Consider the following 20,016-nt stretch of genomic DNA (forward strand, 5'->3'; position numbering starts at 1 on the left):
CGCCGACAGCTACAGTATCTGGTACGCCATAATACGATTCTTGCATTCGGCTGCCGCGGCGGAAGTTGAGCGTGCAAAGTCCAACACTGAGGTACAGAATGAGCGGTGCTCTGAAGGACGCCATTAGAGTTGAGCGTCCTGCGAAGACCTTGCGGGAATTGGCGCTCGACAAGGTCCGCGAGGCGATCGTCAATGGATATTTCCGTCCCGGAGATCGTCTTGTCGAGCGTGACCTCTGCGCCCAGCTCGGCGTCAGCCGAACAGTCGTGCGCGAGGTTCTGAGGCATTTGGAATCGGAAGGGCTTGTCGCCAATCTGCCGAACAAGGGGCCGATCGTCGCGCAACTCGACATCGAGGAAGCCAAGCAGATCTATGAGATCCGTGGCGCGCTGGAAGGCATGGCGGCGCGGCTGTGCGCGGAGCGCGGCAGCCCCGAGATCGTCGCTGCGCTGGAGGAATCGCTGGCCGGGATACGCAACAGTTACCGCGACAACGACATGTCGGCTGTGCTGACGAACACCTCTGCCTTCTATCATACGCTGTTCACGATGGTTGACAGGAACGTTGCCTGGGGTGTCGTCAATCTTCTCACCGTGCGCATAAACCACCTGCGCTCGATGACGATCAAGACGGAGAGGCGCGGCATCGAAGGGCCGTTGCAGATGTCGAAGATCGTTGACGCCATCCGCCGCGGTGACGGCGAGGGGGCTTACCGGGCGGCGATGGATCACGTCGCCGCCGCGAGCGCGATTGCCGAAGCGGTGCTGTCGGCGAAGCAGCCTGCCGACTAGGCGCGGCGGACTCGCTGTGGTCTTCGTCGCAGGCGGATGGCAAAGCGCCGGCACCGAGCATCTGTCGATGTCACTCCACTAAGCGCAATCATATTCCTAGGAATTTAGCAGACTCCGCACTCCAAGCTTGACACCCAACTTTGCTCAATGTGATGGTATGCCATAATAAATAATACATAAGGCGGTATCATATGAACTGGGACAATCGTGACCTCCGGACTTGCCGTGAGCCTTCGGCGCTGCCGTTGCGCGGTCTGTGGCTGCTGAAAATAAGCTGAAAAGAAGAGGCGCTTTCCAAGCGTGAGAGCACACGCGCGCCAAATTGAAAATCTCCGCCTCGGCCTGAACTGCGTCCATGCAGGAGCCAACTTGACACTCATATATTATGGTATACCATAATACGAAATTGAGAGATGAGGTGTTCGATGGCCATTCAAATTCGCAAGACGGGACTGCAGATCGAAACGACATTGATCGAAGGCGGCAAGGCCGCTGCGGTTCCGCTGAAGCTGTTTACCGCCTTTGCGGTCGTGAAGAATCCTTGGGCAGGGCGCGGCTTTGTCGACGACCTCAAGCCCGAGATTCACGCAGGCGCTCCAGTGCTCGGCGAGTTGCTGACCAAGATGATCATCGATGCGGTCGGGTCCGGCGAGGCTGTCGAAGGATATGGAAAGTCCGCTGTCGTCGGCCTGGACGGCGAGATCGAACACGGGTCCGCGCTCATCCACACGCTGCGCTTCGGCAATTTTTATCGCCAGGCCGTCGGCGCCAAATCCTATCTCGCCTTCTGCAACACACGCGGTCCGGCCAATGCGCCGATCATGATCCCGCTGATGGACAAGAACGATGAAGGCCGCCGTTCGCACTACCTGACCATCCAGACGTCGATCCCCGATGCGCCTGCTGCCGATGAGATCGTCGTGGCTCTCGGGGCTTCGATAGGCGGGCGCCCGCATCACCGCATCGGCGACCGCTACCAGGATCTGAAAGACCTGGGGCAGGACGTTGCCAATCCTGCGGGCGTTTGAGGGAGCGGCTCTGAGATGCTGACGGCCGGATCGACCACACGCACCGCTGCAGCAACAAACGCCGCCGGTGCCTTGCCCCGAAAGACGACGGCAAGCGGAACGGCCTATCATGATGCCGGCAGCGGCGAGCCGCTGGTTCTCATTCACGGCGTCGGCATGCGGCTTGAGGCTTGGGCTCCGCAGATCGCATTCCTGTCTGCAGGCCATCGCGTCATCGCTGTCGATATGCCGGGACATGGGGAAAGCGCAAAGCTGCCGGTGGGCAGTCGGCTCGAGGAGTTCGTCGCCTGGTTCGGACGCTTTCTCGACGAGATGGCAATCGGCACGGCAAATGTTGCCGGGCACTCAATGGGCGCACTGGTTTCGGGAGGGGCAGCCGCGACCTTTGGCGAGCGTATCAGCCGCGTCGCTTACCTCAACGGTGTCTACAGGCGTGACCCCGAGGCAAAGGCCGCCGTGCTTTCGCGCGCCGCGGCCATTCCGGTATCGGGCGTGGACAAGGAAGGCCCTCTGGCCCGCTGGTTCGGCGAGGATGCGGACAGCGTCACTGCGCGTGAATTGACACGAAAATGGCTGAACCTCGTCGATCCCCAGGGATATGCCGTTGCCTACGCCGCCTTCGCGGGAGGAGACGAGACCTATGCTGACGGCTGGAAAGACGTGGCTGGTCCGGCCCTGTTTCTGACGGGGTCCGATGATCCGAACTCGACGCCCTTGATGGCAACGCAAATGGCCGAGCTTGCGCCGCGGGGCTATGCCCGCATCGTCGAAGGCCATCGTCATATGGTGAACCTGACCGCGCCTGATATCGTAAATTCGCTGCTCGCTGAGTGGCTGTCGTTCGGGGAGGATGAACGATGACAATCCAGACTGTCGACCCAAGAGCGCTGCGAGATGCATTCGGGGCTTTTCCGACCGGGGTGACTGTCGTCACCGCCTGCGACGGGGACAGAAATCCGATCGGCTTCACGGCGAACTCCTTCACCTCGGTCTCGCTCAATCCACCGCTTCTCCTCGTCTGCCTTGCCAAGACGTCGCGCAATTTCGCCATCATGACCGGAGCGCAGCATTTTGCGATCAACGTGCTTTCGGAAACGCAGAAAGACGTGTCGAACACCTTTGCTCGACCGGTCGAGGATAGATTCGCGGCGGTCGAGTGGGCGAGGGGATCGGCAGGCTGCCCGATATTCTCAAGCGTGGCGGCCTGGTTCGAATGTGCCATGGAGCAGGTCATCGAGGCTGGCGACCACGTCATCTTGATGGGGCGCATCGAAGCTTTCGACAATAGCGGCCGCAACGGTCTCGGTTATGCGCGTGGCGGTTATTTCACGCCGACGCTCGCAAGCAAGGCGGTGTCCGCGGCAAGCGAAGGCAATATGGAACTTGCGGCCGTTGTCGAGCGGCGCGGGGAAGTTCTGCTGCTCGGCGAGGATGTGCTCTGCCTGCCAAGTGTCGACGCCCATGACGGCAGCCCGACCGAGGCACTGCAAAAATACCTGGAGACACTAACCGGGCTGAAGGTCAGCATCGGCTTTCTCTATTCGGTTTATGAGGGCAAGAGCGACGGCAAGCAGCACATTGTCTATCACGCCGTTGCCGGAGAGGGCGAGCCTGCCGGGGGCAGGTTCCTGAAGCCTGACGCACTGGTTGCGGCAAAGTTCAAGACCAGTTCGACTGCCGATATCGTCAACCGTTTTGCGATGGAAAGCTCGATCGGCAATTTCGGAGTCTATTTCGGCGACGAGACCGGCGGCACTGTTCACCCAATTCCAGCCAAGGACGCAAAAGCATGAAGTTCTCCCTCTTCGTCCATATGGAACGGCTCGACGCCAGCCAAAGCCACAAGAGCCTCTATGAGGAATTCGTCGCGCTCTGCGAGATCGCCGACAAAGGCGGCATGCACGCGATCTGGACGGGTGAGCACCATGGCATGGATTTCACCATTGCGCCCAACCCTTTCGTGACCATTGCCGATCTGGCGCGCCGCACATCGCGGGCACGGCTTGGGACGGGAACAGTGATTGCCCCCTTCTGGCATCCGATCAAACTCGCCGGTGAGGCGGCCATGGCCGATATCATCTGCGATGGACGACTCGACATCGGCATCGCGCGCGGGGCCTATTCCTTCGAATACGAGCGTCTGCTGCCCGGTCTCGATGCCTGGGGTGCTGGCCAGCGCATGCGCGAGCTCATCCCGGCGGTCAAAGGCATATGGGCTGGCGACTACGCGCATGACGGGGAATTCTTCAAGTTCCCGTCGACCACGTCGGCGCCGAAACCGCTGCAGCAGCCGAACCCGCCCATATGGGTGGCAGCGCGCGATCCGAACTCGCACGAATTTGCCGTTGCCAACGGCTGCAACGTTCAGGTGACGCCGCTCTGGCAGGGCGACGACGAGGTTCAGTCGTTGATGGAGCGCTTCAACGATGCCTGCGCGAAGAATCCCGAGATCGAGCGGCCCAAGATCATGTTGCTGCGTCACACCTATGTCGGCTCGTCAGAGGACGATGTCGCCCAGGCTGCCCATGAACTCAGCGTCTACTACAATTATTTCTTCGCCTGGTTCAAGAATGAGAAGCCGGTTACCCAGGGTCTGATTGAACGGATCCCGGACGAACAGGTCAGGGCAAACGCGATGCTGTCGGATCAGGTCATGCGCACCAACAATGTCGTTGGCGACGCTGAGACCGTCATCGACCGGCTCAAGGCGTATGAAGCGCTCGGTTATGACGAATATTCCTTCTGGATCGACACCGGCATGAGCTTCGAGCGCAAGAAGGCGTCGCTCGAACGCTTCATCACCGAGGTCATGCCAGCATTTCAGGAGTAAGACCATGCGGCGTTTCCAGCACTACATCGACGGCGAATTCTCGGATGGCGAGGCCAGCTATCCGAGCATCGATCCAGCCTCCGGCGCGGTCTGGGCTGATATGCCCGAAGCGCGCGAAGGGGATGTCGATCGGGCTGTCAACGCGGCCGACAGGGCGCTTTACGAAGGCGCCTGGCCGAAACTGACGGCCACGCAACGCGGCAAGCTGCTCTACAAGCTGGCCGACCTGGTTGCCGCCAACGCGCAGATCCTCGCAGAACTGGAGACACGCGACACCGGCAAGATCATCCGCGAGACATCTGCGCAGATCGCTTATGTCGCCGAATACTATCGCTATTATGCCGGTATCGCCGACAAGATCGAAGGCGCCTACCTGCCGATCGACAAGCCCGACATGGATGTCTGGCTTCGCCGCGAGCCGATCGGCGTCGTTGCGATGGTCGTGCCGTGGAACAGCCAGCTCTTCCTGTCGGCGGTGAAGATCGGCCCGGCGCTTGCGGCCGGCTGCACGATGGTGGTCAAGGCCTCGGAAGATGGGCCGGCGCCGCTTCTCGAATTTGCGCGGCTCGTGCACGAGGCAGGCTTTCCCGCCGGCGTCATCAACATCATCACGGGTTTCGGCGCCTCCTGCGGCGCCGCCCTCGGCCGCCATCCGAAGGTCGCGCACGTCGCTTTTACCGGCGGTCCAGAAACCGCCCGGCACGTCGTTCGCAACTCGGCCGAAAACCTCGCCTCCACCTCGCTTGAACTTGGCGGCAAGTCGCCATTCATCGTCTTTGCCGACGCGGATCTCGAGAGCGCTGCCAATGCTCAGGTCGCGGGCATCTTCGCCGCGACGGGGCAGAGCTGCGTTGCCGGATCGCGGCTGATCGTCGAACGCAGCATCAAGGACAAGTTCGTCGCCATGCTGCGTGAGAAGGCGGAGGCGATCCGGATCGGTGCTCCGCTCGATATGGCGACAGAAGTCGGCCCGCTTGCCACCAAGCGCCAGCAGGACAATATCGGCGCCCTCGTCGCCAAGTCGATTGAAAGCGGCGCCCGCCTCGTCACGGGCGGAAGCAAGATCGACGGCGACGGCTATTATTTCCCGCCGACGATTCTCGATTGCGACGATGTCGCCTCGCCGTCCCTGATCGAGGAATTCTTCGGACCGGTCCTGTCCGTCGTGTCGTTCGAGACGGAGGCCGAGGCGCTGCGGCTCGCCAACGATACCCGTTATGGCCTGGCTTCCGGCGTCTTCACCCAGAACCTCACCCGGGCGCACCGGCTGATGAAGGGGCTCCGTGCCGGGATCGTCTGGGTCAACACCTACCGCGTGGTATCACCGATCGCGCCGTTCGGCGGTTTCGGCCTGTCTGGCCATGGCAGGGAAGGCGGCATGGCCGCGGCGCTCGACTATACCCGCACCAAGACGATCTGGCTCAGGACATCGGACGATCCGATCCCCGATCCCTTCGTGATGAGGTAGCGCCGATGTTTTACGAGATCCGCACCTATCGACTGAAGAACGGCACGATCCCGCAATATCTCAAGATCGTCGAGGAAGAGGGGATCGAGATCCAGAAGAGCCATCTCGGCACGCTCGTCGGCTACTTCTTTTCGGAGATCGGGACGATCAACGAAATCGTCCACATCTGGGCCTTTGCGAGCTTGGACGACCGGGAAGCGAGGCGCCAGAGGCTTTTGGCCGATCCCCGGTGGCAGGCCTTCCTGCCCAAGATCCGCGATCTCATCGAGGTGGCGGAAAACAAGATTATGAAGCCAGCTAACTTTTCTCCCAGGAGCGAGGCGCACTGACGGCATAAGGCATACAGGACAAACCAGAACAAGGATAAGGGAACATGAAAACAACATTTGCTTTCGCGGCGGTTGCCGCATTCGTGGCTGTGTCCGGACCGGCGCACGCCGACAACATGGTCTTCTCGAGCTGGGGAGGAACGACCCAGGACGCGCAGAAGGCAGCATGGGCCAGCCCGTTCACCGAGAAGACCGGTATCACCGTCGTACAGGACGGACCGACGGACTACGGCAAGCTCAAGGCGATGGTCGAGGCCGGTCAGGTTACCTGGGACGTGGTCGACGTCGAAGGCGACTATGCCGCTCAGGCCGGCAAGAATGGCCAGCTCGAGAAACTCGATTTCTCCGTCATCGATAAATCCAAGCTCGATCCGCGCTTCGTAACCGATTATTCGGTCGGCAGCTTCTATTATTCCTTCGTGATCGGCTGCAATGCCGATGCCGTCAGCGCCTGCCCAAAGACATGGGCGGACCTGTTTGACACGGCAAAGTTTCCGGGAAAGCGCACATTTTACAAATGGTCGGCTCCCGGCGTGATCGAAGCGGCGCTGCTTGCCGACGGCGTGGCTGCCGACAAGCTCTATCCGCTTGATCTCGACCGCGCCTTCAAGAAGCTCGATACGATCAAATCGGATATCGTCTGGTGGTCGGGCGGCGCACAGTCGCAGCAGCTTCTGGCATCCGCCGAGGCTCCCTTCGGCAGTGTCTGGAATGGCCGCATGACCGCGCTTGCGGCGAGCGGTATCAAGACCGAGACCTCATGGGAACAGAACATCACCGCCGCGGATTCACTCGTCGTGCCGAAGGGTTCGCCGAACGCGGAAGCCGCGATGAAGTTCATTGCAATGGCGACCTCGGCCGAACCGCAGGCCGCCCTTGCAAAAGCCACCGGATATGCACCAATCAATGTTGACTCGGCCAAGCTGATGGATCCGGAGACGGCCAAGACCCTGCCGGATCAGCAGACGGCAAGCCAGGTGAATGCCGACATGAACTATTGGGCTGATAATCGCGATGCCATCGGCGAGAAATGGTACGCCTGGCAGGCGAAATAGCCTGAAACTTGAGATGATCAGGCACGGCGAATGTTCGCCGTGCCTGCCGCAGCGCTAGTGCCCGTTTGTTGGACCTCGGCGCCTGTGGAAATTGGCGGGTGGGAAGGACTGTCATGTCGACATATAGCGATGCCTCCGGCGCAATCATGCCCCTGCCAAAGGCGCGCAGGGCAACGGGTTTTGGCGGAGTCGTTCCGGCTCTCGCCTTCGTGGCGATCTTTTTCATCGCGCCGGTGGCGGTGCTCTTGTTGCGCAGCGTGCTGGAACCTGTTCCGGGCTTTGGAAACTATGCCCAGCTGATCGGGTCCGCGACCTATCTGAAGATTTTCGCCAACACCTTCATCGTCTCCGGTCTCGTCACGGTGATTTCGCTGCTGATCGGATTTCCCGTCGCCTGGGCACTGGCGATCATGCCCGGCCGCCTGACGTCGGTGATCTTTGCGATCCTGCTCCTGTCGATGTGGACCAACCTGCTTGCCCGCACCTATGCCTGGATGGTGCTTTTGCAGCGGACGGGGCTCATCAACAAGATGCTGATCGGAATGGGGCTGATCGACAAGCCCTTGGCGCTCGTCAACAACCTGACCGGGGTGACGATCGGCATGACCTATATCATGCTGCCCTTCATCATCCTGCCGCTCTACGGCGTGATCAAGAAGATCGACCCGTCGACCCTGCAGGCGGCAGCACTTTGCGGAGCCAACCGGTGGCAGTGCCTGACCCGTGTCCTGCTGCCCTTGGCCATGCCTGGCATGGCGGCCGGTGCCCTCATGGTCTTCGTCATGTCGCTTGGTTATTTCGTCACGCCATCGCTTCTCGGCGGCACTGCGAACATGATGCTCGCAGAGTTGATCGCGCAATTCGTGCAGTCGTTGGTCAACTGGGGCATGGGAGGTGCTGCGGCGCTGGTTCTCCTCGTGGTGACCCTGTCGCTCTATGCCGTGCAGCTGCGCTTCGTCGGCAACCAGAACCCGGGAGGGCGTTGATATGTTGCTCAATTTCGACCGCCTCGGCTGGTGGAAATACATGCTGCTGACGATAACGGTTCTGACTGCGGCCTTTCTGCTGCTGCCGATCGTCTTTATCGCCGCCCTGTCCTTCGGCTCCTCGCAGTGGCTGATCTTTCCGCCGCCCGGCTGGACGTTTCAATGGTACAGCGAGCTCTTTGCCGATCCGCGCTGGCTGGAATCAGCCTGGACGAGCTTCAAGATCGCGGTCATCGTGACGATCCTGTCGGTGCTGCTCGGGCTCGTGACCTCCTTCGGGCTGGTGCGCGGTTCGTTCCTGTTCCGCGATGCGCTGAAAGCGCTGTTCCTGACGCCGATGATCCTTCCCGTCGTGGTCCTTGCGGTTGCCCTTTATGCCTTCTTCCTGAGGATCGGCCTTGGCGGCACGTTGGTAGGCTTCGTCATTTCGCACCTCGTTCTCGCGCTGCCCTTCTCGATCCTGTCCATCTCAAGTGCGCTGGAGGGCTTCGACAAGTCGATCGAGGACGCGGCGGTTCTGTGCGGGGCCTCGCCTCTGGAAGCAAAGATCAGGGTGACCCTGCCTGCGATTAGCCATGGGCTATTTTCGGCGGCCGTCTTCTCGTTCCTGACATCCTGGGACGAGGTGGTGGTGGCGATCTTCATGTCCAGCCCGACGCTGCAGACGCTGCCGGTAAAAGTGTGGGCGACGCTGCGGCAAGACCTGACGCCGGTTGTCGCTGCGGCGTCGACCCTTCTCATCCTTTTGACGATCATCTTGATGGCGCTGGTTGCCGTCGTGCGTAAGGTACTGAAACAATGAAAGAACCATTCCTTCAGATCCGCGGAATACGCAAGGAATACGGCCCTGTCGTTGCCGTCCACGACGTCAATCTCGACGTTCGGCGCGGGGAGTTCCTGACCTTTCTCGGACCGTCCGGATCCGGGAAAAGCACGACCCTCTACATCCTGGCCGGTTTTGAAACTCCGACGAAAGGCGACATCACGCTGGAGGGCAAGACCCTGCTCGCCACGCCGTCGCACAAGCGCAACATCGGCATGGTGTTCCAGCGCTACACCCTGTTTCCGCACCTGACGGTAGGCGAAAACATCGCATTCCCGCTGAAGGTCCGGCGCAAGTCCAAAGCCGAGGTCGATAGCAAGGTGAAGGAGATGCTGCGCCTCGTCAGGCTCGAAGGCTTCGAGGATCGCAAGCCCGCGCAAATGTCCGGCGGCCAGCAGCAGCGTGTCGCCCTTGCCAGAGCCCTTGCCTATGATCCGCCGGTGCTTCTGATGGACGAGCCGCTGTCGGCGCTCGACAAGAAGCTGCGCGAGGAAATCCAGCATGAAATACGCCGGATCCATCAGCAGACCGAAGTGACGATCCTCTATGTCACGCACGACCAGGAGGAGGCGTTGCGGCTCTCCGACCGCATCGCCGTCTTTTCCAAGGGCGTCATCGACCAGATCGGCACGGGGCCGGAACTCTACGCCAATCCGCGGACCCGCTTCGTTGCCGAATTCATCGGCGACAGCGACTTCATTTCATGCGACCTGCTGTCATCCTCCGATGGGCAGGCTACCATTTCGCTTGGCGGCGGGAGCGTCTTCAATCATATTCCGGTGCATGGAAAAGGAACCTCCGGGACGAGGGCAGCCCTGATGCTGAGGCCTGAACGCATTCGATTGTCGCGCGCCCAAGCGGCGGAAGCGGGCCTTGCCGCAACGGTAAGCGACATTACCTTTCTCGGCAACAATATTCATGTCTCCACCGAGACGGCAACAGGCGAGGCGCTGGCGGTTCGCCTGCCGTTCGGTCACGAGGCTATCGCGGGGCTCAGCCGCGGAGATATAGTCCATCTGAATTTCGATCCCGGTGCCGCTCACGTATTCTGTTGAAAGTTGTCATATGAAGCTCAATGATCCCTCGCTGTTCCGTCAGGCATGCCCCATCGCCGATCGCTGGATCGAAACGGAAGGCCGCAAGGCGGCGACGGTCCGCAATCCGGCGACAGGCGAACCGCTGGGGGTGGTCCCTGATCTCGGTGCCGCGGAAACGGAGGACGCCATCCGCGCCGCCGTGATTGCCCAGAAGCTTTGGGCGAGGAAGACCGCCGGGGAGCGCGCCGCCGTTCTGAAGGCTTGGCATCGGCTGATGATCGAAAACCGCGACGATCTGGCGATGATCCTGACGCTGGAGCAGGGAAAACCCCTGGCCGAGGCCAAGGGGGAGATCACCTATGGCGCGAGCTTCATCGAATGGTTCGCCGAAGAGGCGAGACGCATCAACGGCGAGACCATCCCTGGACATCAGGCCGACAAGCGGATCCTCGTCCTGCGCCAGCCTGCAGGCGTAGTGGCCGCCATCACGCCCTGGAATTTTCCGAACGCGATGATCACCCGCAAGATTGGCCCCGCGCTTGCCGCCGGCTGTGCCGTCGTTCTCAAGCCGGCGCTGCAGACGCCATTCTCCGCCATCGCCATCGCCGTTCTCGGTGAGCGTGCCGGCCTGCCGCCSGGGCTTCTCAACATCGTCACGGGTGACGCAGCGGCAATTGGCGGGGCGCTGACGGCAAGCCGTGACGTTCGGGTCCTGACGTTCACGGGCTCCACCCGGACGGGCGAGCTGCTTTACCGGCAATGCGCGCCGACGATCAAAAAGCTCGGTCTCGAGCTTGGCGGCAATGCCCCCTTCATCGTGTTCGACGATGCCGATCTCGACGCCGCCGTCGAAGGCGCGCTCATCGCCAAGTTCCGCAACAACGGCCAGACCTGCGTCTGCGCCAATCGGCTTTATGTCCAGGACGGCGTCTACGAGGCGTTTGCCGCCAAGCTCGCCGCGGCGGTTTCGGGCCTGAAGGTCGGCAACGGTCTCGACCGCGACGTCGTGCTTGGCCCGCTGATCGACGACAACGCCGTCGCCAAGGTCGAAAGCCATATCAGCGATGCCGTTGCAAAGGGGGCCGGGATCGTCTTGGGCGGCAAGCGCCACGCGCTTGGCGGCCATTTCTTCGAGCCGACAATCCTGCGCGATGTCGCTGCCGGCATGCAGGTCGCGCGCGAGGAAACCTTCGGGCCGCTTGCACCGCTTTTTCGCTTCCGCGACGAGCAGGACGTCATCGAACAGGCAAACGACACCGAGTTCGGGCTTGCTTCGTATTTTTACGCCCGCGATCTGTCGCGGGTATTTCGCGTCGCCGAAGCCCTCGAATATGGGATGGTCGGCGTCAATACCGGTCTTGTCTCCACGGCTGAGGCTCCGTTCGGTGGCGTGAAGATGTCGGGTCTCGGTCGCGAAGGGTCGAGGCACGGATTGGACGAATACACCGAGCTTAAATATGTATGCCTCGGCGGCATTGCCTGATCTGGTCGATGCTTGCGCCTCGTCGCAGGGAAAGACCAGAATGCCTCTCGTCAGCATCGCCATGTATGTCACATCGGAGCCGCTCGCGGATGCGACGGCTGAGTTCTGGTCGTTCCTCCGGCATTATCTCGCGAATGCCGGCCTCAAGGGCTTGCCTGAAAAACTCGATCGGACGGTTCCCTATGACGAAGCCTGGTTGAGGCCGGATCTTCTTCTCTCGCAGGCATGCGGCTATCCCTTTGCCAGGAGCCTGCGAGGCAGGGTCCGCCTAGTGGCGACGCCGATCTATGACCATCCTGGCTGCGACGGTCCGCTGATGCGCAGCTTCATTGTCGTCCGCAAGGATTCTCCCCTTTGCTCGCTGGCGGATTTGCGGGGCACCACGGCTGCGATCAACAGCCCTGACAGCAATTCCGGCAGCAATTTCTTTCGCGCAGCGGTCGCTCCGCTTGCCGACAGCGGTCGCTTCTTCGGCCGGATTATCGAAACCGGCAGCCACCGCGGCAGCATCGGGGCAGTCGCCGAAGGCAGGGCTGACAGTGCGGCCATTGACTGCGTCACTTATGCGAATATTCGCCGCTTCGATCCCGGCCATCTCCAAGCGGTCCGCATCATCGCCGAAACGCCCAAAGGCCCCGGTCTGCCCTTCATCACCTCAGGCGATGCATCGGACGAGAGAATCCTTCTGCTGCGAAATGCGCTTGACGCCGCGATCAAGGAGCCATCGCTGGCACCTATGCGCGCTACACTCGGGCTCGTTGATTTTTCAGTGCTTTCCGAAGCCGACTATGCGCCGCTCTTATCGCTTGCCGGCGATGCATTGCCGCAATTGAGAGCTTGAGCGGCAGACGAATTTTTCCCGACTTTTTCTTCGGTTGGGAGTGAGCCACACGAACTAGGCAGGTGAAGGCAAGTCCGTATCACTCGAAACTTGAATGTAAGGAAAAATTCCATTACTTTTGTATGGGTTTAAAGTTCGGAGATTTTCCATGGCTTCCCTTGCCGTCACAATGAAAGGGCAAATCACGCTGAGACGGGATTTGCTGACGCATCTTGGGGTCAAACCGGGGGAGCGGATCGAATTCGACAAGCTGCCTGGGGGCGAGCTGCGGGTAAGGGCTGCTCGTCCGACGGGGACAATCGAGGACTTTATCGGACGGCATGCTGGCAAGATGAAAAAACCGTTGACCATCGAAGAGATGAACGAAATCGCGGCTTCGGGCTGGGCCGGCGAGGAATGAAAGTTTCAGTCGATACCAACATTCTTGCTCGAGCCGTCTTGCAGGATAATGCTGAGCAGGGAAGGGCAGCGGCAAAGCTCCTCAGGGAAGCATCACTGATCGCGGTTTCCCTGCCGAGCTTATGTGAACTGGTCTGGATACTGCGTCGAGGAGCCAGGCTATCAAAGGAAGATGTTTCACAGACGATCCACGACCTGCTCAACGCGGGCAATGTGGCGATGAACCGTCCTGCGGTCGAAGCAGGACTGGCCATGCTGGAGGCGGGTGGCGATTTTGCAGATGGCGTGATCGCCCATGAAGGAGCATGGCTTGGCGGCGAGAGCTTCGTAACTTTCGACAAGCAGGCGGTCGAGCTGGTAATCCGCCAAGGCCAACCCGCGCGTCTTCTCGCCTGAAATTCCGCAGGCTCATGAGCGAGACGGCGGGCAGGCGTTAGCCTCAGAACCGATGTTCCGCTCCTTCGACCGGATTTGCCCAGACTGTCATTCCAGGCGCAAATGGCGTCTCGCCTTCGGCGCGCACCACCATCTCACCGAGTTCGGGGACGTCGAGGTAGAGGATCGCGTCGGCGCCAAGCCGCTCGAGATGCCGGATCCTGCCCTGCCACTGCCCGGCACCTTCCGAAAGCCTGATATGTTCCGGGCGAATGCCGTAGGTCGTGCAGTTCATTCGCCGCGCGGTCTCGCCACCATAGAGGTTCATCTTCGGGCTGCCGATGAATCCGGCGACGAATGGTGTTGCCGGAGTGCGATAGAGTTCCATCGGGCTGCCGATCTGCTCGACCGCGCCGCCGTTCAGGACGACGATCTTGTCTGCCATCGTCATGGCCTCGACCTGGTCGTGGGTAACGTAGATCATCGTCGATTTCAGGCGGGCGTGCAGATCGGCGATCTCAAGACGCATCTGGGCTCTGAGCGAAGCGTCGAGATTGGAGAGCGGCTCGTCGAACAGGAAGACCTTGGGATCGCGGATGATCGCGCGGCCGATGGCGACGCGCTGCCTCTGGCCGCCGGAGAGCGCTTTCGGCTTTCTCTCCAGCAGCTGGGTGAGCTGCAGCGTTTCAGCCGTCGCCGCGACCTTGGCGGCGATTTCCGCCTTTGGGCGGCGGGCGAGTGAAAGGCCGAAGCCGATATTCTCGGCGACGGTCATATGCGGGTAGAGCGCGTAGCTCTGGAACACCATGGCAATACCGCGCTCGGAGGGTTCGGCATAGGTCACGTCCTTGCCGCCGATGGTCAGCGTGCCTGCAGTCGATTCTTCCAGGCCGGCGATGATCCGCAGCAACGTCGATTTTCCGCATCCAGACGGGCCGACGAAAACGACGAACTCGCCGGAGGCAACCTCCAGATCGATTCCCTTGATGACTTCAAGGGCGCCAAAGCTCTTGCGAACTTGCTTGAGAGTGAGCTCAGCCATTCGGTTACCCTTTTACTGCGCCGGCCGTCATGCCGGCGACGATCTGCCGGTTGAAGAAGATGAAGACAATCAGCGGCGGGATCGTCACGAGGAGGATATTCATGAAGAGGAGATTGTACTGGCTCGTATACATGCTCTGGAAATTATAGAGCGTCAGCTGCACGGTCACGTTCTCCTTGCCGGGAAGGTAGTAGAGCGGGTTGGTAAAATCGTTGAAGATCGCGATCGACTGCACGACGATGTTGGTGACGGTCACCGGCTTCAGCAGCGGCAGGATCACTCTGAAGAAAATCTGTCGGGGTTTGGCGCCATCGATCAGCGCCGCCTCGTCAAGGTCGCGTGGTATGGTCGAAATGAACGACCGGTAGAGCAATGTCGAGAACGAGAGATTATAGGCGACCTGGATCAGGATCATCCCGGTCATGGTCTTGAAGAGACCGATCTCCTGCAAGAGGCCGATGGTGGGTACGACGGCTGGGGGCATCATCAGACCCATGAACAGGGCAATGGAGGCCACCTTGTTCCAGACGGTCTTGCGGCGCTGCATCACATATCCGACCATTGCCGACAGCAGGATCAGGATCGTGACGGAGGCCACGGTGATCAGCGTGGAGTTGAAATAGGCGAGCGCGAGCTGGTAGTCGCGCGCCTTGAAGACGGCGACCAGATTATCCCAGAACAGCCAATGTTCGGGCAATTCGAAATCGAGGCGAGAGGCTTCGGATTTCGATTTGACCGCCTGGAGAGCGACGAAAACGAAGGGCATGACGAAGATGACGGCCGCCACCGCAAGGGCTATCGCGCCGGTCACGTAAGGGCGGACGTTTCTCATTCCTCGACCTCGCGCCGGTTGAACCACAGGGTGAATGGCAGGATGATTACGGCGATCAGCGCAAACAGGATGACGTTTCCGGCCGTCGACAGGCCGTAAAAACCCGCCTGGTACTGCTTATAGATGACCGAGGCGATCACATCCGAGGAGAAACCAGGCCCGCCGCGGGTCATGGCCCATATCAGATCGAAGGATCGAAGCCCGCCGATCAACGACAATGTCACCACGATGACAGTGGCGGGACGCACGAGCGGCAGGGTGATCCGGAAAAATTGCTGGAGACGCGTGGCGCCGTCAATCCGCGCGGCCTCATAATAATCGGGGCTGATCGCGGCAAGCCCGGCGATGAAGATCAAGGTGGCGAGGCCGACACCCTTCCAGACATCGACCAAAGCCACCGAAAATAACGCCAGCGCCGGATTGGTGAGCCATCCCGGGCCGGGAATGCCGAGCGTCTCGAGCGTGACATTGATGATGCCCTTGGTCGGATGCATCATCACCGTGAAGGTGATGCCGATACCGATCGTCGAGACCAGGACGGGAAAGAAGACCAGCGTGCGCAGGAAGCCGCGGGCAAAGATATTGCTGGTCAGGAGCACGGCAAGCAGCAGCCCGCAGACCGTCTTCAGGCCGGATGTCGTCACGGCATAGATCAGCGTGTTGACCAGTCCCTTGACCAGGAATGGTTCGGAAAAGAATTGCTGAAAATTTTCGAGCCCGATGAATTCGGCGGTCGAAAGATCCCAGCGTGTGAGGCTGAACCAGAGAGAGGATACCGTGGGAACCAGAAACAGCACGCCGTAGATGATTGCGGCCGGAATGAAAAACCACAGCGGGTAGGGCGATTTGCGCGAGCGGGGGCGTGTCTCGGTCATGACTACCTCTTCGATCGGGTGGAACCTCGCCCCTTGAGGAGCGAGGTTAATTGACCCGAAAGGCAGCTACCAGTTGGGCAGGCCGAGCTGCTTGGCCTGCTTGCGCACGTCGTCGTCATAGAGCTTTGCCGCGTCGGCCGGCTGGCGAATACCGGAGCCGACTTCGACGGTGATCTGCTCGAGAGCCGGTCCCTTGATCGGCGACACGAATTCCAGCGCCGGGGTCGTTTTGTCCTTGGCCTCGAAATAGGGGAGCATGTCCTTTATCGCAGGCGGTACGCTGGCTGGCAGGTCGCAGCCGTCGATCAGGGAAGGCCCCTGAACGGCATTGGTTTCCACCATGATCTTGCAGGCCTCGACGCTTCCCGCGAAATCGACGAATTTCCGCGCTTCCTCGGCGTGCTGGCTGGTCAACGGAATGTAAAGGGCTGGCGGCATCCAGACCGTCAAGCCGTTGGTTGCGGCGTCGTCGCTCGGCTGCGCGAAAAAGCCGACATCGTTGAGGTTTTCTGGATAATTCTGTTTGAGCGCGCCGACCGCGAAGCTCAGCATCGGATAATGCGCTGCCTCGCCGGTTGCCACCATTCTCAGGCCATCGTCGTAGCTTGCCGCGCCGAAATCTTCGTTCATCAGACCGGCGTCGTGAACGTCCTTCAGCCGTTCGAAGCCCTTCAGGGCCGCAGGCGTCTCTGCGTATTTTGCCTTGTTGGCGGTATAGTCCGCGGCGAAGTTCGGTACGGCCGCGTGCAGGTTGTAATAGTCAGCCAGAACGAACAGCTGCGAGGTCCAGGTATCGCGATAGGTCTGCGCCACGGCGACTTTTCCGGCAGCTTTGACCTTCGCGTTGTTCGCCATGAAGTCCGCCCATGTCTTCGGGACGGAGAGGCCGAGGTCCTGATAGATTTTCCTGTTGTAGAGGATCCCGCCCGCCATCGCCGTGCCGAAGGGAACCCCATAGACCTTGCCATCGGCACGGACGACCGATTTGAAACCTTCGTCGACCTTCGCTTGCGACGACAGGTCGCTCAGATCGACAAGCGTCTGTGTCGGCTTCAGCGCCTGCAGCAGCGAGCCGGAATTGTAGAGAAACACATCTGACATCTCGCCCGTCGCCAGGCGCGTCTTGATGATGTTGTCGCCTTCGCCGCCACCGGCCCGCGGCTCGATTTCGATCGTCACGCCAGGCGCCTTTGCCTGATAGGCGGCAACGAGTGCCTCGGCTGCCGCGACGGTGTCCGGGTTGTTGTCGATCAGGAATGACAGCGTGGTGTCTGCATGTGACGGACCAGCCGCGACCAGTGCCAAAAGCGCGGAGGCGCCCGCAAGAATGAGTTTTATCCGATGTGTCATGACGTTCCTCCTCTGAACGGTGTGACGTGTATGCTCCTCAAGAATTGGGTAGGGAAAAGACCAGCTGGTGCGTTCCAGGGGGAAGAACGGCTTCCTCGACGACAGGCTCTCCGTTGAGCGACGGGTTTTGATGCCGTTTTCCGGGCCGGAACCGGCCGATGCAGCCTTCCGGAAGCGTCAGCACATAGGTGACCTTGTTGCCGTCACACTGCCAGCCGGCCTCGATGCGTCCCTGGCTGATATCATGATAGGCCGAAACCGGCGAAAGGGACGGAATCGGCGCGGGATCGACGATCACCTCGGCAAATCCGGGTGCGCTCGGGCTCGGCGAAATTCCGGCGATGCTTTCGAACAGCCACTGGCAGACAGCGCCATAGGCATAGTGGTTGTAGCTGTTCATGTCGGGTTCGTAGATCGTGCCGTCAGGCGCCATGGAATCCCACCGCTCCCAGATCGTCGTCGCCCCCTTCGACACCTGGTAGAGCCAGCCCGGCACATCCTCCTGCAGGAAGACTTTTTCGGCAAGATCGTCCATGCCGAGCTTCGTCAGGGCCGGCAACAGGGCCGGCGTGCCGATGAAGCCGGTGCCGATCTTGTAGTCGGCATCGATGATCACCTGCCGGAAATGCTGCTGTGCGGCTTGCGTGTGCTCCGCCGGTATCAGGTCGTGGAGGAAGGCAAGCGCATAGGACGTCTGGTCGTTGTGTGCGAGCCGTCCTGCCGGCGTGATGAACTCGTTGGTGAATGCCCGCTGGATCTCGTTTGCGCGCTGTTTCATCTTTTCTTCAAGCGCATGCTCGCCGAGAGTGGCTGCGATCTTTGCCAGAAGGTCGGTCGAGATGAAGTGGTAAAGCGTGGCCGCGCAGTCGTCAGCAATCGTCGGACGAGGCTTCCGGTTGTCGCCGACCGGCTGCAGCCAGTCGCCGAAGGTGAAGCCGCGGTCGCCCCAACGCGAGGGCGGACGCACGAGCGGACCATCCGAGATCGACCAGACGAAATCGACCCAGCGCACCATGGAATCCAGGCACTCCGACAGGACGGCCCGGTCGCCGTAATGGGTGTAGAGTACCCAGGGGATGACGACGATCGCGTCGCCCCAGCCGGTCGAGCCGGCATAGCCCGGGAAATTGGCCGGATGCAAGCGCGTCGGATCCGGTGAAAAGTGCGAGACGGCGCCATCCTCGCGCTGATCAGCCATCACATCCCGCAGATACTTCCTGAGAAACGATTGGCTGTCGCTCAGCCAGCATGCGGCTGCGGCAAATACCTGGGCGTCGCCCGTCCAGCCCAGGCGTTCATCGCGCTGCGGGCAATCGGTTGGAACTTCGACGAAATTGGCGCGCTGCGACCAGATGGTATTCTCGACGAGGCGATTGACCAGCGCATTGCCCGAAGTGAAACCGCCGGCGGGCTCAGGCACCGACGAGATCGGGATGGACGCGATTGCGAGGATCTTCGCATCGCCCTCGATCGTCACCCGGGCATAACGGAAGCCGTGGAAGGTGAAATGCGGTGCGTAGGTCTCATCGCCGTCTCCCCGCAGCGTGTAGACGGTATGTGCCGCGGCAGTGCGATAGTTGCGATTGTCGAAATGACGATCGGGGCCGAGTACCTCCGAATGCTCCACCCGGACTTCGGCGCCGGCAGCGCCGCGGACCTTGTATCTGACATAGCCGCCGGCATTCTGGCCGAAATCGTAGACGGTCCTGCCCTCATCGTCGGTCCAGCTTTCGACAGCGGCAAGTGGCGGCAACTCGCGCACCGCAGCCGTTTCGTGCGCGACAAGCAGCGCCCTGTCAAAGGGCAATCTCTCGGTGCCATGGCTCTCCAAGTAGTTTTCCTGGCGGGCATCGTAGATTTCGCCGAAGTAGATTCCGGATTTCAGGATCGGCAGAAGGCCGCTTCGCCATGAGGTGTCGGTGGAAAGAACGGTGCCATCCGGTCCGATCAGATCCGCAATAGCGCCGATCCTGTCGCCCCAGCAATTCGGGATCGCCTGGGCGCCCCACATCAAAGGCGACCGATACCATCCGTCGGCAAGCCAGATCTCGATCCGGTTGAGACCCGGCTTGAGCAGGTTGGAGACGTCGTATCGCTGATAGGCAAGGCGATCGTCGTAGTTCGTCCAACCCGGGGTCAACAGGTCGTCACCGACGCGAACGCCGTTGATGAAGCAGCGGTAGAGGCCAAGTGCTGATATAAAGAGCTCGACGGGAAGCTTGGCGCCATCATGTTCGAAAGTCTTGGAGACGAAGCTTGCGGCCGTTCCCTGACCGCCATCCGATAGTGGCGCGATCATATCCCCGGACCAGGCACGCGAAACGAGGTTGCCGCTGATGGCTGCCGGCTGAAAGTTCATCAAGTCCTCCCGACGAGTTGTAGAACGTTCTCCATATAACGTTCTACATTTTCTTCGGAAGCGCAATAGAATTTTCGTTGCCAGTCTGCCATGGTGGTTCTGCGGGCGATGTC

General features: G+C 60.6%; 20 protein-coding genes. 15 read left to right on the forward strand and 5 right to left on the reverse strand.

The genetic code is table 11. The annotated features are described in order from the left end of the window. Nucleotides 1-98 precede the first annotated feature (98 nt). The 15 genes from AC1D2N_RS31395 to AC1D2N_RS31465 all read left to right on the forward strand — a co-directional run bounded on the left by AC1D2N_RS31395 (nucleotide 99) and on the right by AC1D2N_RS31465 (nucleotide 13,466). On the forward strand, nucleotides 99-791 hold the full coding sequence (locus AC1D2N_RS31395; protein WP_018446110.1) for a GntR family transcriptional regulator: 693 nt from the start codon (nucleotides 99-101) through the stop codon (nucleotides 789-791). A 425-nt stretch (nucleotides 792-1,216) separates the two neighbouring features. Then, nucleotides 1,217-1,819 (forward strand): amino acid synthesis family protein, encoded by a 603-nt coding sequence (locus AC1D2N_RS31400; protein WP_003538313.1) that lies wholly within the window; start codon nucleotides 1,217-1,219, stop codon nucleotides 1,817-1,819. A gap of 15 nt (nucleotides 1,820-1,834) precedes the next feature. Next, complete coding sequence (locus AC1D2N_RS31405) at nucleotides 1,835-2,680, forward strand: alpha/beta fold hydrolase (protein WP_130654052.1); 846 nt, start codon at nucleotides 1,835-1,837, stop codon at nucleotides 2,678-2,680. Further along, nucleotides 2,677-3,612, forward strand: a complete 936-nt coding sequence (locus AC1D2N_RS31410) for a flavin reductase family protein (protein WP_130654051.1) — start codon at nucleotides 2,677-2,679, stop codon at nucleotides 3,610-3,612. The genes AC1D2N_RS31405 and AC1D2N_RS31410 overlap by 4 nt, the downstream gene beginning before the upstream one ends. Beyond that, nucleotides 3,609-4,649, forward strand: a complete 1,041-nt coding sequence (locus AC1D2N_RS31415; protein WP_018246711.1) for an LLM class flavin-dependent oxidoreductase — start codon at nucleotides 3,609-3,611, stop codon at nucleotides 4,647-4,649. The genes AC1D2N_RS31410 and AC1D2N_RS31415 overlap by 4 nt, the downstream gene beginning before the upstream one ends. A 4-nt stretch (nucleotides 4,650-4,653) precedes the next feature. Continuing rightward, on the forward strand, nucleotides 4,654-6,117 hold the full coding sequence (locus tag AC1D2N_RS31420) for an aldehyde dehydrogenase (RefSeq protein ID WP_130654050.1): 1,464 nt from the start codon (nucleotides 4,654-4,656) through the stop codon (nucleotides 6,115-6,117). Between the two features lie 5 nt (nucleotides 6,118-6,122). Continuing rightward, nucleotides 6,123-6,446: an NIPSNAP family protein gene (locus AC1D2N_RS31425; protein WP_130654049.1), complete on the forward strand. Its 324-nt coding sequence runs from the start codon at nucleotides 6,123-6,125 to the stop codon at nucleotides 6,444-6,446. Nucleotides 6,447-6,490: 44 nt separating this feature from the next. Beyond that, nucleotides 6,491-7,501, forward strand: a complete 1,011-nt coding sequence (locus AC1D2N_RS31430; RefSeq protein WP_018446105.1) for an ABC transporter substrate-binding protein — start codon at nucleotides 6,491-6,493, stop codon at nucleotides 7,499-7,501. Between the two features lie 113 nt (nucleotides 7,502-7,614). Next, the gene (locus tag AC1D2N_RS31435) at nucleotides 7,615-8,487 is read left to right on the forward strand and encodes an ABC transporter permease (RefSeq protein WP_130654048.1); all 873 of its coding nucleotides are present in this window, start codon (nucleotides 7,615-7,617) and stop codon (nucleotides 8,485-8,487) included. Between the two features lies 1 nt (nucleotide 8,488). Further along, nucleotides 8,489-9,289, forward strand: coding sequence for an ABC transporter permease (locus tag AC1D2N_RS31440; RefSeq protein WP_018246715.1), 801 nt, complete (start codon nucleotides 8,489-8,491; stop codon nucleotides 9,287-9,289). Further along, entirely contained in the window at nucleotides 9,286-10,365 is a 1,080-nt protein-coding gene (locus tag AC1D2N_RS31445) for an ABC transporter ATP-binding protein (protein ID WP_018446103.1), read from the forward strand. Before AC1D2N_RS31440 ends, AC1D2N_RS31445 begins: the two co-directional genes overlap by 4 nt. Before the next feature lie 10 nt (nucleotides 10,366-10,375). After that, nucleotides 10,376-11,830: an NAD-dependent succinate-semialdehyde dehydrogenase gene (locus AC1D2N_RS31450; protein WP_018446102.1), complete on the forward strand. Its 1,455-nt coding sequence runs from the start codon at nucleotides 10,376-10,378 to the stop codon at nucleotides 11,828-11,830. A gap of 40 nt (nucleotides 11,831-11,870) precedes the next feature. Next, nucleotides 11,871-12,671, forward strand: coding sequence for a phosphate/phosphite/phosphonate ABC transporter substrate-binding protein (locus AC1D2N_RS31455; protein ID WP_130654047.1), 801 nt, complete (start codon nucleotides 11,871-11,873; stop codon nucleotides 12,669-12,671). 148 nt (nucleotides 12,672-12,819) lie between these two features. Further along, nucleotides 12,820-13,071, forward strand: a complete 252-nt coding sequence (locus tag AC1D2N_RS31460; protein ID WP_018246719.1) for an AbrB/MazE/SpoVT family DNA-binding domain-containing protein — start codon at nucleotides 12,820-12,822, stop codon at nucleotides 13,069-13,071. Further along, nucleotides 13,068-13,466 carry a type II toxin-antitoxin system VapC family toxin gene (locus tag AC1D2N_RS31465; RefSeq protein WP_112907908.1) on the forward strand — a complete coding sequence of 133 codons (399 nt, stop codon included), beginning with the start codon at nucleotides 13,068-13,070 and terminating at the stop codon, nucleotides 13,464-13,466. The genes AC1D2N_RS31460 and AC1D2N_RS31465 overlap by 4 nt, the downstream gene beginning before the upstream one ends. 43 nt (nucleotides 13,467-13,509) lie before the next feature. Here AC1D2N_RS31465 and AC1D2N_RS31470 read toward each other — a convergent pair whose 3' ends face one another. The 5 genes from AC1D2N_RS31470 to AC1D2N_RS31490 all read right to left on the reverse strand — a co-directional run bounded on the left by AC1D2N_RS31470 (nucleotide 13,510) and on the right by AC1D2N_RS31490 (nucleotide 19,903). Continuing rightward, complete coding sequence (locus AC1D2N_RS31470) at nucleotides 13,510-14,487, reverse strand: ABC transporter ATP-binding protein (RefSeq protein ID WP_113542929.1); 978 nt, start codon at nucleotides 14,485-14,487, stop codon at nucleotides 13,510-13,512. Between the two features lie 4 nt (nucleotides 14,488-14,491). Next, nucleotides 14,492-15,319: a carbohydrate ABC transporter permease gene (locus AC1D2N_RS31475; RefSeq protein WP_130654046.1), complete on the reverse strand. Its 828-nt coding sequence runs from the start codon at nucleotides 15,317-15,319 to the stop codon at nucleotides 14,492-14,494. After that, on the reverse strand, nucleotides 15,316-16,194 hold the full coding sequence (locus tag AC1D2N_RS31480; protein ID WP_027682928.1) for a carbohydrate ABC transporter permease: 879 nt from the start codon (nucleotides 16,192-16,194) through the stop codon (nucleotides 15,316-15,318). The genes AC1D2N_RS31475 and AC1D2N_RS31480 overlap by 4 nt, the downstream gene beginning before the upstream one ends. 66 nt (nucleotides 16,195-16,260) lie before the next feature. After that, nucleotides 16,261-17,544, reverse strand: a complete 1,284-nt coding sequence (locus AC1D2N_RS31485) for an ABC transporter substrate-binding protein (protein ID WP_130654045.1) — start codon at nucleotides 17,542-17,544, stop codon at nucleotides 16,261-16,263. A gap of 37 nt (nucleotides 17,545-17,581) precedes the next feature. After that, on the reverse strand, nucleotides 17,582-19,903 hold the full coding sequence (locus AC1D2N_RS31490) for an alpha-L-rhamnosidase (protein WP_130654044.1): 2,322 nt from the start codon (nucleotides 19,901-19,903) through the stop codon (nucleotides 17,582-17,584). Between the last annotated feature and the right edge of the window lie 113 nt (nucleotides 19,904-20,016).

Source organism: Rhizobium sp. P1_B8 (assembly GCF_056406515.1).

Bases quoted from the DNA above. Each gene is read 5' to 3' on its own strand.
- AC1D2N_RS31395 (WP_018446110.1), top strand. From the start codon at position 99: ATGAGCGGTGCTCTGAAGGACGCCATTAGAGTTGAGCGTCCTGCGAAG.
- AC1D2N_RS31400 (WP_003538313.1), top strand. From the start codon at position 1,217: ATGGCCATTCAAATTCGCAAGACGGGACTGCAGATCGAAACGACATTG.
- AC1D2N_RS31405 (WP_130654052.1), top strand. From the start codon at position 1,835: ATGCTGACGGCCGGATCGACCACACGCACCGCTGCAGCAACAAACGCC.
- AC1D2N_RS31410 (WP_130654051.1), top strand. From the start codon at position 2,677: ATGACAATCCAGACTGTCGACCCAAGAGCGCTGCGAGATGCATTCGGG.
- AC1D2N_RS31415 (WP_018246711.1), top strand. From the start codon at position 3,609: ATGAAGTTCTCCCTCTTCGTCCATATGGAACGGCTCGACGCCAGCCAA.
- AC1D2N_RS31420 (WP_130654050.1), top strand. From the start codon at position 4,654: ATGCGGCGTTTCCAGCACTACATCGACGGCGAATTCTCGGATGGCGAG.
- AC1D2N_RS31425 (WP_130654049.1), top strand. From the start codon at position 6,123: ATGTTTTACGAGATCCGCACCTATCGACTGAAGAACGGCACGATCCCG.
- AC1D2N_RS31430 (WP_018446105.1), top strand. From the start codon at position 6,491: ATGAAAACAACATTTGCTTTCGCGGCGGTTGCCGCATTCGTGGCTGTG.
- AC1D2N_RS31435 (WP_130654048.1), top strand. From the start codon at position 7,615: ATGTCGACATATAGCGATGCCTCCGGCGCAATCATGCCCCTGCCAAAG.
- AC1D2N_RS31440 (WP_018246715.1), top strand. From the start codon at position 8,489: ATGTTGCTCAATTTCGACCGCCTCGGCTGGTGGAAATACATGCTGCTG.
- AC1D2N_RS31445 (WP_018446103.1), top strand. From the start codon at position 9,286: ATGAAAGAACCATTCCTTCAGATCCGCGGAATACGCAAGGAATACGGC.
- AC1D2N_RS31455 (WP_130654047.1), top strand. From the start codon at position 11,871: ATGCCTCTCGTCAGCATCGCCATGTATGTCACATCGGAGCCGCTCGCG.
- AC1D2N_RS31460 (WP_018246719.1), top strand. From the start codon at position 12,820: ATGGCTTCCCTTGCCGTCACAATGAAAGGGCAAATCACGCTGAGACGG.
- AC1D2N_RS31465 (WP_112907908.1), top strand. From the start codon at position 13,068: ATGAAAGTTTCAGTCGATACCAACATTCTTGCTCGAGCCGTCTTGCAG.
- AC1D2N_RS31470 (WP_113542929.1), bottom strand. From the start codon at position 14,487: ATGGCTGAGCTCACTCTCAAGCAAGTTCGCAAGAGCTTTGGCGCCCTT.
- AC1D2N_RS31475 (WP_130654046.1), bottom strand. From the start codon at position 15,319: ATGAGAAACGTCCGCCCTTACGTGACCGGCGCGATAGCCCTTGCGGTG.
- AC1D2N_RS31480 (WP_027682928.1), bottom strand. From the start codon at position 16,194: ATGACCGAGACACGCCCCCGCTCGCGCAAATCGCCCTACCCGCTGTGG.
- AC1D2N_RS31485 (WP_130654045.1), bottom strand. From the start codon at position 17,544: ATGACACATCGGATAAAACTCATTCTTGCGGGCGCCTCCGCGCTTTTG.
- AC1D2N_RS31490 (WP_130654044.1), bottom strand. From the start codon at position 19,903: ATGAACTTTCAGCCGGCAGCCATCAGCGGCAACCTCGTTTCGCGTGCC.